A 17,760-nucleotide genomic window follows, 5' to 3' on the forward strand; every position below is an offset into this window, starting at 1 on the left:
CTCAGTCGAGGCTCGACAGGTCCACCAGCGCACCGGCTTCGGTGGCTCCGACAGCGTCGCCTCGTTCTTGTTCCGCGGCGACGGCCTCTTGGATCAGCTCGCTGAGCGCGATCGGGAAGGTCCGCATCAGCGCTTCCGCGGTTGCCGTTGGGATCCGGCGGGTGTCGTACCACCAATCCAGATGCAGCGAGCCGGCGCAGCGATACGCGCGAAGTTCGATGGCGTGGCCCAGTCCGGCGACCGTCTCGCGCACCGGCAGTATGTCGGAGTCGAACCGCGCGGGAGCGTCGACGGCAGGCAACTCGGGGATCACGCCGGCGTACCGGAAGTGGATGTCCGGGGTGCGCTGCGCGCCCAGGATCCGTCCGGTCGGTGCGTACAGATACCGCAGCAAGCCGTAGCCAATTCCGTAGTGCGGAACGGATTTCAGGGTGTCGTGAACGGCGTCGAGCTGCTGAATCGCCGCGGCGCCCTGGCCGTTCGCGCATGCCAGCGCAATGGGATAGCACGTCGTGAACCAGCCGACCGTTCTACGCAGGTCGACATCCGGCCGCAGCACCGAGCGGCCCTCGCCCTCGAGCTCCACGGCGACCACACCCTCACCGACCGTCTGCGCTATCGTTCGGCCAAGCCCGGCCAGCACGATCTCCTGGATCGATCGTCGGAACCTGCGCCGAGCATCGTCGAGTTCGAATGTCTGCTCGACGGTTAACGTGCACGACAACGTGGTCAGATCGTCGACGCCGGGGGCCGTCATCGGATCGGCCAGCCACAACGTCACCTTGCGGGCATTCTCGATCCAGAAGGAGCAGGTGTCCAGCGCCGCCGGATGCGTCGCGAGGGCCGCGCAGCGCACCGACCACTCCCACCACCCGGTGCCGACCGGCTGCAGCGTGATCTGCTGGCCTGCCAGCCGTTGCCCAAACGCGGTGAGGATGTCGGTCTCCAGGATTTGGCGCGACGCGTCGTCGGCGACCAGCCGGTGGATGGCCAGGCCCAGGTAGTGCGGACCGCCGTGTGCACCGATAATATGCGCGGCGACCAGCGCGTTCGACATGTCTTGGTGGGCAATCAGTTCGGCCAGGATGCCGGACACCGCGGCGCGCTCCTCGGCGCTTTCGGCGGCCACATCCTCGGGCAGCGATCGGGTTATCAGTCGGGTGAATTCGGCCGGCGGTGCTATCTGTTGCTGCCAACCTCCGTCCCGGTTGACCAGCCGCAGGCGCAGCGCATCGTGATGGTTGACCACCGCGGTCAGCACCGCACGGATGTCTTCCGGATCCACCTTGGGGTCCAGCCGCAGGATCAGCGGCACGCGCCAGCGGCCGGTGTCGCGCAGGCCCCGGTCGAGGAAGTACGCCATGTTCGGCGGAACCGCCGGATTCGCCTCCGCTTGCGGGGGTTTGGCTAACCCGCTGGCCGCAAACGAGGCGTCCACCGCGGCGGTCAGCGCCGCCAGGGTTGGGTATTCGTACAGGTCCTGCGGCGTGATGGTCAGATCTTCGTTGGCGGCGCTCATGGCGATGCTGATCGCCATCAGGGAATCGCCGCCCAGATCAAAGAAATTGGCGTTTCGATCGACCGAGCTGACGCCCAGGCACTGCGACCAGATGCGCTGTAACGTGGCCTCGGTCTGCGACGCCCCGTTGCCTGCCACACCGCCGGTGGCGGCATCGGCGGTGGCGCCGGCGGGCGCGCCGTTGCCGGCTGCCGAAACGTTCGTCCGCACGGTGGGCTTGGGATCCACCCAATGCCGTTGGCGGGCAAACGGATAACCGGGTAGCGAAACGACGCGCGGGTGCGCCGGGCGCAGCGGAGACCAGTCGACCTCGACGCCGGCCGACCAGAGCTCGCCGAGGGCCCGCAGGAAGGTGTCCCGGTCGTCGGTGTTCTGGATGGGGTGGCGCATGAGCCGGACGGCGCGGTGCCCGGTCGACCATTTCGGGTGTCGGATCGCCGACCCGGTCAGGCTGCCACCCGGTCCCACCTCGACCAGGATCCGCGCCGGATCGCTGAGCACCGCATCGAGTTCGTCGGCAAACCTGATGGTGGAACTGATCTGGCGCGCCCAGATGGCCGGATCGGTGGCCTGCTCGGCCGACATCCAGGTTCCGGTGAGGTTGGACAGCACCGGCGTGCGCGGAGCGTGCAGCCGCTGACGGGACAAGAACTCCTGGAATTCAGCCAGCATGGGATCCATTGCGCTGGAATGAAACGCGTGGGTTGCGCGTACCCGCCGAGCGGGTATTCCACGCTCACCCAGGCGCTTGGTGAACGCGCGAATCTGATCCGTGGGCCCGGCGATGACGCAGTTGCCGGGATCATTCACCGCCGACAGTTCGACCCCGGGGGAGAGGTGCTCGGCGACCTCGTCTTGGCTCAGCGCCACCGCGACCATGGCGCCGGGCGGCGACTGGTGCATCAGCCGGGCGCGCAACGACACCGTCTTGATCGCCGTGTCGAGATCGAATATCCCGGCCAGGGTGGCCGCGATGTATTCGCCGGTGCTGTATCCGACATAAGCCCCGGCGTGCACGCCGAACGTCTCGACCAACTTCGCCAGCGCGTATTCCACCGTGAACAGCGCCGGCTGCGAACGGTCAATACGTTCCAGATCCGTTGCGGTGCCATCGAATATCTGGGAATACAGATCCAGGTCCAGTTCGGCGCGGAATCCGGCGGCGCAGGCGTCGAAGTGTTCGGCGAAAACGGGCTCGGTATCGTACAGCCCCTTGGCCATCCCGACATGTTGAGCGCCCTGTCCGGGAAACAGGAAAACGACTCGCTGCGAAGATGGTTGGGCCTTTTCGCCGCTGTCTGCAGATTCACCGACAAAGACGTTGTCGTGCTCGACGGCCCGCAGCACCGTTACCGCGTGCTCGCGGTCGTGAACGACGGCGGCCATTGTGACGTTGTGCTTGCGCCGCCCCGCCAGCGTGTGGGCGACATCGGCAAGGTTCGGGGAGTCTGGCCCGGCCAACGCGGTGGCCAGGGCGGTCCGCGACTGGCCAAGCGCGGCGGAGGTGTGCGCCGACAGCAGCAGCACCTGCGGGCCGGACGGCTCGGCGCGTTCCGGAACCTGCGGCGCCTCCTCGAGCACGACGTGGGCGTTGGTCCCGCCTACCCCGAACGAGCTGACCCCGGCCCGGCGCGGGCCGTCGCATTCCCAGGGGCCGTATGTGCTCTGCACGAGGAACGGACTCTGGTCCAGCCGCAGTTCCGGGTTGGGGCTGCTGAAGTGCAGCGTTGCGGGAATGGCGGTGTTCTTCAGGCACAGGATCGTCTTGATCAGGCCCGCGATTCCGGCCGCGACCTCCAGGTGGCCGATGTTCGACTTGACCGATCCGAGCACGCAAGGAGCCGCCCGGGTTGTCCGAGACACCTCGAATGCCGTTCGGAGGCCCTGGATTTCGATCGGATCACCCAGCGGGGTGCCGGTTCCGTGGGTCTCGACATAGCTCACGGTGGACGCGTCCACGCCGGCCACCGCGTGGGCTTCGGCGATGACATCGGCCTGCGCGGCCGGGTTGGGTGCGGCGTACCCCATCTTCGCCGATCCGTCGTTGTTGATCGCCGATCCGCGGATGATGGCGTGCACGCGGTCCCCGGCGTCGACGGCGGCCCGCAACGGTTTGAGGGCCACGATCCCGACACCGCTGCCGAAGACGGTGCCGTCGGCCCGCACGTCAAAGGGCCGGCAGTGGCCGACGGCCGACACCATCGACCCTGGCGAGTGCCAGTAACCCACCCGGTGGGGGATGCACAGCGACACCCCGCCGGCCAAGGCCAGGTCGCATTCGCCGGACAGCAGGCTCAGGCAGGCCAGGTGAACCGCGACCAGCGACGACGAGCACGCCGTTTGCACCGCGATGCTCGGGCCCCGCAGGTTGAACTGGTGCGATACCCGGGTCGCCAGGAAATCCTTGTCGTTCTGCAGGAACAGGCTGAACTGATCGAAGTTGAGTCCCTCGGCCAACACGGCGTTCGGGTCGCGATGCGACAGCAGGTTGTGCAGCAGATAGCCACTGGGAGAGCTGGTTCCGTACACGCCGATCGAGCCGTCGAACCGCGCGGGGTCGCAGGCCGCGTCCTCGAGCGCATGCCACGCGCACTGCAGGAACAACCGATGCTGCGGATCCAGCACGCTTGCCGCCTGCGGCGGGAAGCCGAAGAAGTCGGCGTCGAACTCGTCGATCCCGTCAAGCAGCGGTGCCCGCCGCACATACGCCGGATTGGCCAGCGTCTGCTCGCTGACCCCGCCGTCACGCAGCTCCTGTTCGGACAGGGTGACGATGGACTCCCGGCCGCGGCGGAGATTGTCCCAGAACGCCGAAACGTTGTTGGCGCCCGGAAACATGCCGGCCATGCCGACCACCGCGATCGCGTTGTCGGGGATGTTCACAGGTGTCCTCCCGGTGCTCCAGGTTTGGTTCGCCGCCGCATCGCGGCTTCGTGACGCGCCGCGGCGCGCAGCTGCGCCCGGTCGCGCACCGTGTCAACGTGTTCGGGCGCCCGCTGCTGGCCGACCAGCCCCAGCTGGCGCATCACGTCGGCCGTCAGGTCGTGCACGGACGCGCCTTGCAGGATCAGGGCCACCGGGGGCTCCACGCCGAAGTCCGCCCGCGCGGTGTTGCGGATCCGCACCGCCATCAGCGAATCCAGCCCCAGCTCGGTCAGCGGCTTGTCCAGGGGCACCCCGGCATCGACCGCCGAGCGGTCCGCGTAGCCCATCACCGCCGCGATGCGGGCGCGCATCCGCTCCGTGACGATGCGTTCGGCCTCGGCGGCGTCCAGCCCGCGAAGCGCGTCGGGCCCGCCCCAGTCGCCCAGGTCGCCGGCCGCGTCCAGCTCCTCGACCACCCTGGTGAAGTAGCCGATGCCGCGGATCTCCGGGAACGCCGCCAGCGTCCGATCGGCGCGCAGCCGGGCGACGCCGGTGTGGGGTCGGTCGGCGGCCAGCAACGCCTCGAGGGCCTCGAGGCCCTCCGCGACGGTGATCGTGTCGAGCGCGTTGCCGAGCAGGGCCTGGGCGACGCCCACCTGTGACCACGGCCCCCAGTTGATCACCGCCGCCGGCAGCCCGGCCGCCCTGCGCCAGCTGACCAGCGCGTCCAGCCAGGCGCTCGCGCACGCGTACGCCGACTGCCCCGGAGAGCCCAATAGCGACGCCGCGGAGGAGAACCCGAGCCACCAGTCCAGCTCCCTGCCAGCGGTGACCTGGTGCATCCGCAGCGCTCCACCGGCCTTGGGGGCCCACACCCGGTGCAGGCTTTCCTTGGTCATGGAGAACAGCAGGCCGTCTTCGATCACCGCCGCCGCATGCACGACGCCGCGCAGCTGCCCGCCCGCGCGCTCGGCCGCCTCGACGAGGCTTTCGGCCACGCCCGGCGAGGACACATCGCCGGTGATCACCACGACCTCGGCCCGGGTTTGCAGGTCGGCCAGCGTCGTACGCTGCTCGTCGGTGGGATCGCTGCGTCCGTTGAGGACCAGCCGGCCGGCGCCCCCGTCCACCAGCCATCGGGCCACCACCAGGCCCAGGCCGCCCAGACCACCGGTGACGACGTAGGACGCGCCCCGGCGGATGACCGGATCCCGGCGGCGCGCACCGAGAGTCGCGCGCGACAGTTTTTGAACGAATCTGCGCCCACCCCGCCACGCGATCACGTCGTCGCCGCCGCAGGTGTGCAGTTCCGTGGTCAGCGCCGCGACCGGGTCCCGGGTGAGATCCAGATCGATCAGGGTGGTGCGCAGGTCCGGATGTTCGTAGGTGAGCACGCGCACCAGACCCGTCAGCGCGGCGGTGGCGGGGGCCCCCGGCTCGTCGTCGTGCACGGCCAGCCCGCCGCCGGTGACCAGCCACAGCCGTGGCAAGCGGCCGTGCCACCCGCCGACGATCGCACGGACGACGGTCGCGATCGACCACACCGCGTCCCGCGCCCGCGCCAGCCCGTCGTCCGGTCCGGTCGCGGCACCGCCGACGAAGACGACCACCCCGACGGGCGGGTGCTCGGGATCGCCCGCCGTCTCCGCGAACGCGGCCAGCACCGCCGATTCGTCGTCGAGGTTGGCGGTGCGCACCCGACGCGTCGGGGCGGGCCAGCCCGCGATGAACTCGTCGGCCACGGCTTGCCCTTCCAGGGTCGGATCAACGACCACGAGCCAACTTCCGGGAGCCGACTGGGAAGACTGCACCGCGTCGGTGATGGGGCTTTGCAGCCATTCGGCATCGAAGATCTTCTGCGGCAACGGCAATGGCACCGCACGGCGTTCGACGCGTCGCAGGTAGATGCCGTCCACTTCGGCGGTGACGTACCCGGCGTCGTCGGTCAGCACGATCCTGCCCACCTTGCCGGCGTCATCGAGGTTGCTCAGCTGCGCGCGACACCGGGCGTGCCGTCCGACGTTGCCGTACACCCGGACCGTTTCGAAGGACACCGGCAGGTAGCTGACCTCGGCCGAGGCCGCGCCCTCGGGGATCGCCGCCCCGACGCTCTGCAGCGCCGCATCCAGCACGACGGGGTGAAATCGGTATCCGGGATGCCGGGGAGCTTCGTCGGGAACGGTGATCGCGGTCTCCGCGGAACCGTCGGGCAGCCGGGTGATCCTGCTCAATGCCGCGAACGCGGGCCCGTGGTGTTGACCGGTCTGGCGCAGCACGGCGTAGAAATCGGCCGGCGACACGGTCGTGCCGTTCTGGAAACCGTGCGGTTGCTGGTGAGCACGCGCAGCATCCCGCGGGAGCTCCTCGACCCTGGCGGTGGCGTGCCGGCAGAACTCGCCGCCCGGCGAGCGAGAATGGACCTCGACGCGGATCTTGCCGTCCCCGTTGCGAATCAACTGCGTCGTCAGCTGGGTGTGGCCGTCCAGGGAAAGCATCCGCTCCACCTCGAGCTGCCTGACCACAATGGCCTCTGCCGGCGCACCCAGGGCCTCGCTCGCCGCCGCCAGCGTAATCTCGGCGAACGCCGCGGCCGGCATGATGGGTTGGCCGAACACCTTGTGGTCGCCCAGCCACGGACACACGTCGGTTCCGACGTCGGCCTGCCAGACATGGTTTGCGCCGCCGGGTATCTCGATGTGAGCGCCAAGCAGTGGGTGGCCGCTGGCCAGCTCCGACATCGCCGACCGATCCGCGACCCAGAAGCGGCGGTGGTGCCACGGCGTAGCGGGCAGGTCCACGAGGCGACCGTCGGCGGTGTCCGAGGCGCTCGCCCCGACGACGGCGAGTTGGCTGTGAAAGAACAGGGTCTGGTCGTGGTCGCGGCTCAGCGTCGCCGTGACGGTGTGGCCGCCGGTCTCGTCCACGGTTTCGGTGATGGCGTGGGTGAGCACCGGGTGGGGGCTGATCTCGACGAAGGTGTGGTAGGCGCCGGCGGCGGCGACGGCTTGCCGGAAGCGCACCGGGTTGCGCAGGTTGGCCGACCAATAGTCGGCATCCATCGCCGGCAGGGGGCCCTCGGTGGTGGTGGTGATGATCGGGATGCTGGGCCGCTGCGGAGCCAGATCCGCCAGCGCACTGCGCAATTCGGGCAGTATCGGGTCGACGATCGGGTGATGGGAGGCCACCTCGACGTCGATGCGGCGGGCCAACCGGTTCCGCGCCGCGACCGCGGCCACCAGCGCGTCCACCGCCTCCGGCGGTCCGGCGATCACCGACTGACGCGGCGAGGCGTACACCGCCAGCGTCACCTGTGACTGGTCGGCGATCAGCGACTCGGCGGCGTCGGCGTCGAGTTCCAGCAGCGCCATCGCCCCCTGCCCCGACAGCCGCGCCATCAACCGCGACCGGGTGGCGATCACCCGCAAGCCCTGCTCGGGGGTCAACGCGCCGGCCACCACCGCCGCGGACACCTCCCCCATGGAATGCCCGATCACCGCATCCGGTGCGACGCCGTAGCACCGCCACAGCGCGGTCAGCGCCAACTGCATCCCCACCAGCGTGGGCTGGATGCGTTCGATGCCCACCACCCGGTCGCCGTCGAGCAGAGCCTGCTGAAGCGAAAAGCCAACCTGGGCAACGAATATCGGCTCCAGCTCGGCTACCGCTTGGGCGAACGCCGGCTCGTCGGCCAGCAACTGCCGGCCCATTCCGGCCCACTGCGAGCCCTGACCGGAGTAGACGAACACCCGGCCCGGCCCGCCGGCATGTTGATCACAACCCACCACCCCCACGCGGGGTTGGCCCGCCGCCAGCGCCCGCAACCCCGCGACGGCCTCCGCGCGGTCACGCGCGACCACGGTGGCGATCTTGGCGTGCCGCGCCCGGTGATGTCGCAGCGTGTGCGCGACATCGGCCAGGGGTGCGTCCGCGCCCGGCCCGGACATCCAGTCGGCCAGCGCCGCGGCCATGGACGCCACCCGCGCCGCCGTCTTGCCCGACACCACCAGCTCCGAAACATGTTGCGCCCCAAGCGCGGACGGTGCTGCCGGGTCCGGGCCCTGCTCGATGACCACATGCGCATTGGTCCCGCTCAGCCCGAACGACGACACCGCCGCCCTGCGGATGCTGGCGGTGCTGGGCCACGGTGTCCCCTTGGTGGGCACGAACAGCCGGGTCGGTGACGCGTCGATGGCCGGGTTCCACCGGGTGAAGTGCAAATTGGGCGGAATGTATCCGTGCGCCACCGTCAGCACCGCCTTGATGAACCCGGCCACACCGGCGGCCGCCTCCAGGTGGCCGACGTTGGTCTTGACCGACCCCAAGGCGCACGCTCCCTGGCCCTGGCCGTGAGCAAGACCATAGGTGGCCGCGAGCGACTCGAACTCGATGGGGTCCCCGAGCACCGTTCCGGTGCCGTGGGTTTCCACATAGTGCACGCTGTCGGCGGTGACGTCGGCGAGCCGCAGGGCGGAGGTGATCACCTCGCGCTGCGCCAGCGCGTTGGGTGCCGTCATGCCGTTGGAGCGACCGTCGGAGTTGGTGGCCGAACCACGGACCACCGCCAGCACCCGATCCCGGTCGGCCACCGCGTCGGCCAGCCGTTTGAGCACCACCACGCCGCAGCCCTCGCCGCGCACGAAGCCATCGGCGTTGGCGTCGAAGCTGTTGCATCGTCCGGTCGGCGACAGCGCCGACCACTTGGACAACGCGATGGCGGTGAACGGTGACAACGTGAGCTGCACCCCGCCGGCCAGCGCCAGGTCGGTTTCTCGCAGCCGTAGGCTCTGACAGGCCAAGTGGATCGCCACCAACGACGACGAACACGCGGTATCCACCGCGACGGCCGGACCACGCAGCCCCAACAGATAGGCGATCCGCCCCACCGCCGCGCAGTGCGGGGTCCCAGTGCTCAGGTACGCGTCGATGTCGGCTCGACGCTCGATGTTGACGATCGTGTAGTCCCACGACGACAACCCCATCATCACACCGGTTTGGCTGCCGGTCAGCGAATCCGGCGGGATGCCGGCATGTTCGAGCGCTTCCCAGGCGACCTCGAGCAGCATCCGATGCTGCGGGTCCATCGCCACCGCTTCGCGAGGAGTGATGCCGAAGAAGTCGGCGTCGAAAGCGTCGATGTCGGAGACGAAACCGCCCCATTTCGTCGTCATCCGCCCCGGCGCCGACGGGTCGGGGTCGTAGAACGCGTCGGCGTCCCACCGGTTCGGCGGCACCTCCCCGATCGCGTCGACACCGTTGACCAACAGCCGCCAAAAGCTATCCGGCCCAGTCACATTCCCCGGGAATCGACACCCGATGCCGACCACCGCCACCGGCTCGGCGAGGTCGGTCGGGAAGGCCGTTCCGGCACGGACGAGCTCGCGTGCCAGCGCCGCCCGCGCGTTCGGCGACAGTTGGGCCGCCTTGTCCGCCAGGGTCGTCATGACTCGCCTCGGGTGGCGGCTTCGAGTTCGCTGGCGTCGACCAGATCGGACAGCAAGTCCATTTCCTCGGCCGACAATTCGGCTTCGGCGCCGCCCGTCTTCGGCGCGGCGGGCGGCTGTGCATAGTCCATCCGTTCGCACAGCGCGGCCGCGAGGTCGGTGATCGTTGGATACGCCCACACCAGCGCCACCGGCAACGTGATGCCCAGGATTGCCTCCAACCGGTTGCGCAGTTCCAGGGCCATCAGCGAATCCAGGCCAAGTGTCTCCAGTGGCCGGTCGTGGTCGATGGGATCGCGGGAGCGCAGCACCCCGCGGATCTCGTCGGCGATCGCGGCGGCCAGCCGGCCAGGGCGTTCGGCCGGGTCGAGGGCGTCCAGTTGGGCCCGAATCTTGCCCCCGCCGCCTCGCCGGACGGCGGCCGAGTCGTGCAACTTCGCGAACAGCGACGAGCCCGCCGCCGCGGGGAAGGATTGGAACCACTGCCGCGCGTCCAGGCTGAACACGCCGGTGCGTGCCCGATCGGCGGCCAGCACCGTCTGCATCGCGGCCAGCCCCTGCTCGGCGGTGAGCATCGAGACGCCGAGATCGGCGAAGAATTGGGCGCGCCCGACCTGCGCCCATGGGCCCCAGTTGATCCCGACGGCGGGCAGCCCGAGCGAGCGTCGATGCGCGACCAGGCCGTCGACCCACGAGTTCGCCGCGGCGTACGCCCCCTGCCCGGGGGTGCCGAGCATCGCGGCAGCCGAGGAGAAGACCAGCCACCAGTCGAGGTCTCGGGCAGCGGTGGCCCGATGCAGCCGCCAGCCGCCGGTCACCTTGGGAGCGAACACCCGCCGGGCCGCGGAGTCCGTCATGTTCAGCACGATCTCGTCGGCGAGCACCATCGCGCTGTGCAGCACCCCGGCCAGCCGGAACCCGGCGTTGTCGACCGCGTGCACCAGCGCCTCGGCCGTGCCGGGTTCGGCGATGTCGCCGGTGATGACCTCGATCCGGTGACCCGCGTCGTTGAGGTCCGCGATGGCCGCCGCCACATCGTCGCTGGGAGCCGAACGTCCGTTGAGGACAACCAATCCCGCGCCTTGCTCGGCCAGCCATCGGGCGACGACGAAACCGAGACCGCCCATGCCGCCGACGATGAGGTAGCCACCGTCGGGGCTGACCAGCGGAAGTGGGGGCGGGGACGCGATCGCTTCGAGGCGTCCGCCCTGCGGTATCGAGATGACGATCTTGCCGGTGTGCTTGCCCGAGGCCATCAGCCCAAACGCGTCGCCGGCGTGCCGCAGACCGAATTCGGTGACCGGCAGCACCGGCAGCGTGCCCTCCGCCACGTGCTGCAGGATGTGTTGCAGCAGTTGGCGATACCGTGCCGGCTGCAGCTTCAGATTCAGGTCGAGGTCCACCACCGAGAACGAGGCGCTTTTCGCCAGCGCGGCCAATCCCAGGCTGGCGTCGGCGTAGACGTCCTTCTTGCCTAGTTCGATGAACCGGCCGCCGGGAGCAAGGATCTGCACACCACGCTGAATCGCTTCGCCCGCCAGGGAATTGAGGATGACGTCCACACCGTAGCCGTCGGTGAGGGCGAGAATCTCATCGGCGAAGTCCACGCTTCGCGAGTCGCCGACGTACTCGACACCCAGCCCGCAGAGCATTTCGCGTTTGGCATCCGAGCCGGCCGTCGTGTAGACGCGGGCGCCACGCATCTTCGCGATTGACACCGCCGCCAGGCCGACACCGCCGGTGGCGGAATGGATCAGCACGCGTTCACCGGGGGAGAGCCTGCCCACCTCGCACAGCGAGTGCCAGGCGGTCAGGTACGCCACACCGAACGTGGCCGCCTCGTGATCGGGCAGCGCGTCGGGGATGGGGACGACCAGATCGGCAATCGTCCCCAGGTGTGTTCCGAACGTTCCGGGACCGAAAGCGATCACCCGCTGCCCGATCTCGACGGAGTCGACATCGTCGCCGACGGCGGTCACATAGCCCACACACTCGCCGCCGATCACCGGCGCGGCACCGTCGAGCCCGGGATACACGCCCATCGCCTTGAGCACATCGCTGAAGTTAAGGCCCGCGGCCACCACACGAACCTCGACCTGGTCGGCCCGCGGCGTGTGGCGCTTCACTTCGTGCAGGTTCAGCGCGTCCAGCCGGCCGGGCTGATCGATCTGCAACCGGACCGCGCCGCCGCGATCCAGGTCCACGACCGTGCGGCGCGATTCGCCGGCCAGCGCACCGGTCGCGGTGGCGGGTGCGGGCACCAGCCGGTTAACGTGGCGTTCGCCGGCGCGCAAGGCGATCTCATCGTGGTCGGAGCCGGCGAGCAGCTCCTCGGTCAGGGCGGCCAGCGAGCCGGCACCGTCGGCGTCGAGGTCGACGACCGTGGCCTTCAGTTCGGGATGTTCGAAGGTCAGCACTCGTGCGATGCCGCGAATCTGGCTCTGCGCCAGCGTGACTGGGCTATTGGGTGCGAGCTGAGCGGCGCCGCGGGTGACGATCCACAGCCGCGGGCTGGTCCGCACCCCCAGCCGAGTCACCGCGCGGACCACGCTGGCGATCAACAGCGTGCGTGACTGGGCAAGCTCCAACTGGAGCTGGTCCGGCAACGCCTCGTCGACGGCTCGCGGCGGGCAGACCACGACGATGCCGTCCCAGCCGGTATCGCGTGTCCCGATCGCGGCGTGCAGCTTCGCCTCGTCACTTGCCGACACCAGCTCGACGTGCCCGACCCGGTCCCGCAGCGCTGACGGCAACGCGGTCAGCAGCGGGTCGTCGGCGGTCGGATCGCCGATCAGCAACAGGCTGGCCACGTTTTGGGCCGACTCGTTCAGGGGTGCGGGCTCCCATTCCAGGGTGAACAGGCGATTGGTGACGTCGGGTGCGCCGCTGGTCGAACCGAGCACCGTCATCTCGACTTCGTCGATGACCAGCAGTGGCCGGTGGTTCGCGTCGGTGAGGACCACGTTGCCCACCAGCCGATCCGAGCCGTCGGCTGCGGCCAGTGAGCCAACCGCGTAGACCCCGTCGGTGATATCGCCGTACACCTGGATGCCGGTGAATCGCACCGGCAGCACGAGCGCCTGCCGCCCGTGCCGCCCGCTGGCCAGGTCGGTCGCCATCCGGGTGGCACCCAGGGTCTGCAGCGCGATATCCATCATCACCGGGTGCAGCGCGAAATTGCGCGACCCCGCCTTGGCCTCGGCGGGCAGCCGCACCCGCGCGCGGGCCGCACCGGAAGGCGAGACGGTGAGCCCGACGATGCCGCGAAAAGCCGGACCGTGCTGCTGGCCGGCGCTGCGCAGCCGCTGATACAGGTCGTCGGGGTCCAGGTCGTCGGTGAAATCGCCGGTCACCGATGGCGGTTCCCGGCGATCCGGTGTCGTGGTGGTGCGCACAACCGTGGCGGTGGCGTGTTTGGTCCACCCCGAAACACCGCTGCGGGTGCGCATTTCGACCCGGCACGTCTGGTCGTCGCCGGTGAGTGTGGTGACGAACACGGTGTCGCGGGTCACGTGTAGCACCTGATGGAGGCTGAGTTCGCGGATCATCCAGGGCCGATCCCGTTCGTCAGCGAACGCTTCCCTGGCTGCCGCCAGCGCTACCTCGGCGTAGGCCGCTCCGGGCAGAACGCACAGCTCGTCGATGACATGGTCGTTGAGCCACAACAGATCCGGGTCCAGCGCGTTTTCCCACACCCGGGTGCCATTGGTGGGGTCGGTGACACCGATGCCGAGCAGCGGATGAGTGTCCGCGGTGTGGCGGGCGGCGGACGTGGTGTCGACCCAGTGGTGGGTGTGCTGCCAGACAGTGGTGGGCAACACGGGGTGTGGTTCGGGCGGGTGCGGAGTTCGGGGGGGGCGAGTGGTGTGGGCGGTATTGAGGTTGGTGTGGAAGGTCAGGGTGTCGTCGGTGTCGCGGTGCAGCGTGCCGATGCTCACATAGTTGGTGGCGTCGAGGGTGTCGGTGATGGAGTGGGTCAACAGCGGGTGTGCGCTGATTTCGATAAAGGTGTGCTGCTCGCCCCCGGCCCGAGTGATGGCCTGCTGAAACCGCACCGGGTTGCGCATGTTGGTCGCCCAATGCTCGGCGTCGAACACCGGGCTGGTATCCAGGTCGGCATAGGTCGTTGAAATGATCGGGATGCTCGGTGGCCGCGGGGTGAGATCGGCCAATTGCGAACGCATCGCCGGTTGCAGCGCGTCCATCGCCGGGCTGTGCGGGGCCACTTCGATGTTGATTCGGCTGGCAAAGCAATTCCGTTGGCGCACCGCGTCGATGAGCGCGTCGACCTGGAGTGGCGGTCCGGAAATCACGGTTTGGCGCGGCGAGGCGTAGATGCCCACGCTCACCAGCGGGTAGCCGGCGATCAATGCCTCGGTTGTGGTGGCGTCGAGTTCGAGCAACGCCATGGCGCCCTGTCCGGACAGCGGGGCCATCAGCCGCGCCCGAACCGCGGTGACTCGCAGGCCCTCCGCCGGGGTGAGTGCCCCGGACACCACCGCGGCGGCAACCTCGCCCAGGGAGTGGCCGATCACCACATCGGGTTGCACCCCATAGGAGCGCCACAACGCGGTGAGTGCCAACTGCATCCCGATCAGTCCGAGCTGGATCTGCTCGATGCCGACCAGCTCACGGCGGTTGGCGATCACATTGTGCAGTGAAAACCCTGCGTGCGCAACGAAATCCGGTTCCAATGCGGCGACCGCCTCGGCGAATGCCGGCTCGTCGGCCAGCAGCCGGTGACCCATCCCGGCCCATTGCGATCCGCGTCCGGAGTAGACGAAAACCGTGCCCGCTCCGACCGGGCCCTCGCGGGGGGCCACCACGCCGGGGGCGGGCTGGCCGGTGGCCAGCGCGCGCAGCCCGGCGATTGCGTCGGCGCGTTGCCGGGCGACCACGGTGGCGAATCTGGGGTGCTGGGCCCGGTGGTGGTTGAGCGTGTGCGCGACATCGGCCAGCGCGACGTGGGCGCCGGGCCCGTCCATCCAATCGGCCAGCGCCGACGCGGTCGCGGCGATTCGCTGCGCCGTCTTGCCCGACACCACCAGCGTGGATACCGCGTGCCGCGCGGGCGGCTGCGGTGACACCGGCGCCGGATCCGGGCCCTGCTCGATCACCACGTGCGCGTTGGTGCCACTGACCCCGAACGACGACACCCCCGCCCGGCGGGGCCGGTCGGTGTCGGGCCATTCCATTCCTTGCGAGGCGATGCGCAGCTTGCGGACGCCCTCGCCGGCGTGCGGTGTGAGCTGCCGGAAGTTCAGGTGCCGCGGGATGTGCCGGTGTCCGATGGCCAGCACGGCCTTGATGAATCCGGCGATGCCCGCGGCGGCCTCGAGATGGCCGAGATTGGTTTTCACCGATCCCAGCACCAGCGGCTGGCGGCCTTCCCGATCGCTGAAAACCTTGCTCAGCGAGTCGAGTTCGATCGGGTCGCCGAGCGGGGTGCCGGTGCCGTGTGCCTCGACGTAGTCGATGTCGGCGGGTTTCAACTTGGCGGCCGTCAAAGCCTGGCGCAGCAACGCCTGCTGCGCCGGCCCGTTCGGAACGGTCACTCCGCTGCTGGCGCCGTCCTGGTTGACCGCCGAACCGCGCACCACGGCCAGGATGCGGTTGCCGTCCCGCAGCGCGTCGTCTAGCCGCTTGAGCACCACCACGCCGGCACCCTCGCCGCGCACATACCCGTCGGCGGCCGCGTCGAAGGTCTTGCACCGCCCCTCGGGAGACAACATTCCCCACCGGGAACACGCGATGCTGGGTCCCGGGCTGAGCACCAGGTTGGTGCCACCGACCAGCGCGGTGTCGCTTTCCCGCCAGCGCAGGCTCTGACATGCCAGGTGCACGGCCACCAGCGACGACGAGCAGGCGGTGTCGATGACCAGCGCGGGCCCCCGAATCCCGAGGAAATACGCCAGCCGCCCGGCGGCGAAGTTCGCCGAGTTCCCGGTGGGGATGTAGGCGTCGAGATCTTCGGGCCGCATCCGGCCCGCCAGCGTGAGCATGTAGTCATACGCGGTGACGCCCACGAAGACCGAGGTTTGCGTGCCGCGGATGGCCTGCGGCGGCAGGCCGGCGTTCTCCAATGCCTCCCAGGCAACTTCGAGCAACAGTCGCTGCTGCGGGTCCATCGCCGCGGCCTCCCGCGGGGAGATCGCAAAGAATTCCGCGTCGAACTCATCGGGCTTCCAGCCGGTGAGGAAGCCGCCCTCCCGGCTGCATATCGTGCCCGGCACGGTGTGATCGTCGGTGTAGAAGGCGTCGGCATCCCAGCGTTCGGCGGGCACTCGGACGATGCCGCTGCGGCCGGCTTGCAACAACTCCCAGAACTGGTCCGGGTTGTTCACCCCGCCCGGGAACCGGCAGCCCATGCCGATGACCGCGATCGGTTCGGTGCTGGCCCTCTCGGCGATGTCCAGGCGGGCGCTCAGATCGTCGATCTTGCGCAGCGCCTCGGTGATGATCGCCCGGCGATCAGATGTCGGGGTGGCCATCACGATCCTCGTAATCTTTCCGAAAGCTGTTGTAACAACTCGTCTTCGGTGAACTCATCGTAGACATCGGCGGTCGGTTGGCCGCTGGCGGCGGCTGTTTCGATGAGCTCGGGCAACACGGTGGCCAGATAATCGGTGAGGCTGTACACGGTGGGGTAGTCGAAGACGACCGACGCTGGAAGAACCTCGCCAAGGCTGTCGGACAATGCCCGCTGCAGGGTGACGCTCATCAGCGAGTCCATGCCGAGTTGGAAAAAGCCGGTCGAGGGATCCAGCCGCTCGGTGGCAGGAATTCCCATCACCATGGCGGCCAACGTGCCGACATGGTCGAGCAGCATGTCGGCACGCCGTTCCACCGGGCAGTTGCGCAGCGCCGTGCGGAACTCGCTGTCGCCCACCTCGTCGGGGGCGGGCACCAGGTCGTCGATGACACGAAGCGATCCTCTCGTCCGATACGCGGCCGCCAGCCGGGGCCAGTTCGCGGCGACCACCGCGGTCCGCACGCCCGCATCTGGGCTCATCACCAGCGGCAGCGCGCCGATGGCGATCTCGTCGGCCATGGGTTGCAATCCGGATTCGGTGCTGAGCCGACCGGCCTCTTGCTGCGCGTCGGCCAGGGATTGCCACAATCCCCAAGCGACCACCGTGGCCGGTAGCCCCATGACCCGACGCGCGTGGGCGAAGGTGTCCAAGAAGGCGCTGGTCGCGGTGTAGTGGGCGAGCCACCGGGAACCGAGGATGCCCGAGATGGACGAGAACACAACGAAGTGCCGTGGGGACGTTTTCAGCGACAACCGGTGTAATAGGACGGCGGCGTCCAGCTTGGGACGAAACATGGTGGCCACGTCGTCGTCGGTCATCTCGGCAAGCAACACCGGCCGGCCCGCGAAGGCCGCCAAGTAGATTCCCTCGAGCGGCGGCAACTCCGTCCCGAAGCGGTCGAACAGGGCTTGCATCGCGGCGGCGTCGGTCGCGTCGGCGGCCACTTCGACGAGTTGCGTCCCGGTGGCCGCCAGGCTTTGCGCCAACTCCGGTAGCGAGCCCGGTTTCCGCGCCACCGCGACCACCGTTGTGGCGCCCATCGCCGCGAGCTGCCGGATGAGATGCGGTCCGATGTTGCCGGTGGCCCCGATGACCACGTGGCTGGTGTCGCCGCTGAGCGTGACCGGCGACGTCGCGGGCGCGGTTCGTCGCCGCAGCCGGGGCGCTCGGCGCACCCCGGCGCGGTAGACGACCTGGTCCTCCCCGTCGCCGTTGGCGGCTTCGTCCAGCACGTACCGGGCGGCCAGCTCGTCGGGCACCGACTCGTCGAGATCGAGCACACCGCCCCAGATTTCCGGATGTTCGAGCGCCAGCGAGCGACCCAGGCCCCAGAGCACCGCATGGCCGGGGTTGGCTCGATCGCCCTCCGAGACGGGCTGGGCGTTGCGGGTAACGATGACCA

General features: G+C 69.2%; 4 protein-coding genes (1 of these 4 only partly in view). All 4 read right to left on the bottom strand.

Annotation, left to right across the window (positions count from 1 at the left end; translation table 11 throughout):
* Position 1: 1 nt before the first annotated feature.
* Tightly spaced (each overlapping or abutting the next), the 4 genes in view from G6N20_RS03640 to G6N20_RS03655 form a layout consistent with a single transcriptional unit that may run on beyond the window.
* The gene (locus G6N20_RS03640) at positions 2-4,402 is read right to left on the bottom strand and encodes a type I polyketide synthase (protein WP_083046830.1); all 4,401 of its coding nucleotides are present in this window, start codon (positions 4,400-4,402) and stop codon (positions 2-4) included.
* Positions 4,399-9,825 carry a type I polyketide synthase gene (locus tag G6N20_RS03645; RefSeq protein WP_083046831.1) on the bottom strand — a complete coding sequence of 1,809 codons (5,427 nt, stop codon included), beginning with the start codon at positions 9,823-9,825 and terminating at the stop codon, positions 4,399-4,401. Before G6N20_RS03645 ends, G6N20_RS03640 begins: the two co-directional genes overlap by 4 nt.
* A complete protein-coding gene (locus tag G6N20_RS03650) occupies positions 9,822-16,316 on the bottom strand; it encodes a type I polyketide synthase (RefSeq protein WP_083046832.1) in 6,495 nt (2,164 codons plus the stop codon). Before G6N20_RS03650 ends, G6N20_RS03645 begins: the two co-directional genes overlap by 4 nt.
* On the bottom strand, positions 16,316-17,760 hold the final stretch of the coding sequence (locus tag G6N20_RS03655) for a type I polyketide synthase (protein WP_163662802.1). It continues 3,127 nt past the right edge of the window; only the last 1,445 of its 4,572 coding nucleotides appear in the window; its start codon lies beyond the right edge, outside the window; the stop codon is at positions 16,316-16,318. Before G6N20_RS03655 ends, G6N20_RS03650 begins: the two co-directional genes overlap by 1 nt.

The sequence above is a fragment of the Mycobacterium shinjukuense genome, from assembly GCF_010730055.1.
GTDB classification, from domain to species: domain Bacteria; phylum Actinomycetota; class Actinomycetes; order Mycobacteriales; family Mycobacteriaceae; genus Mycobacterium; species Mycobacterium shinjukuense.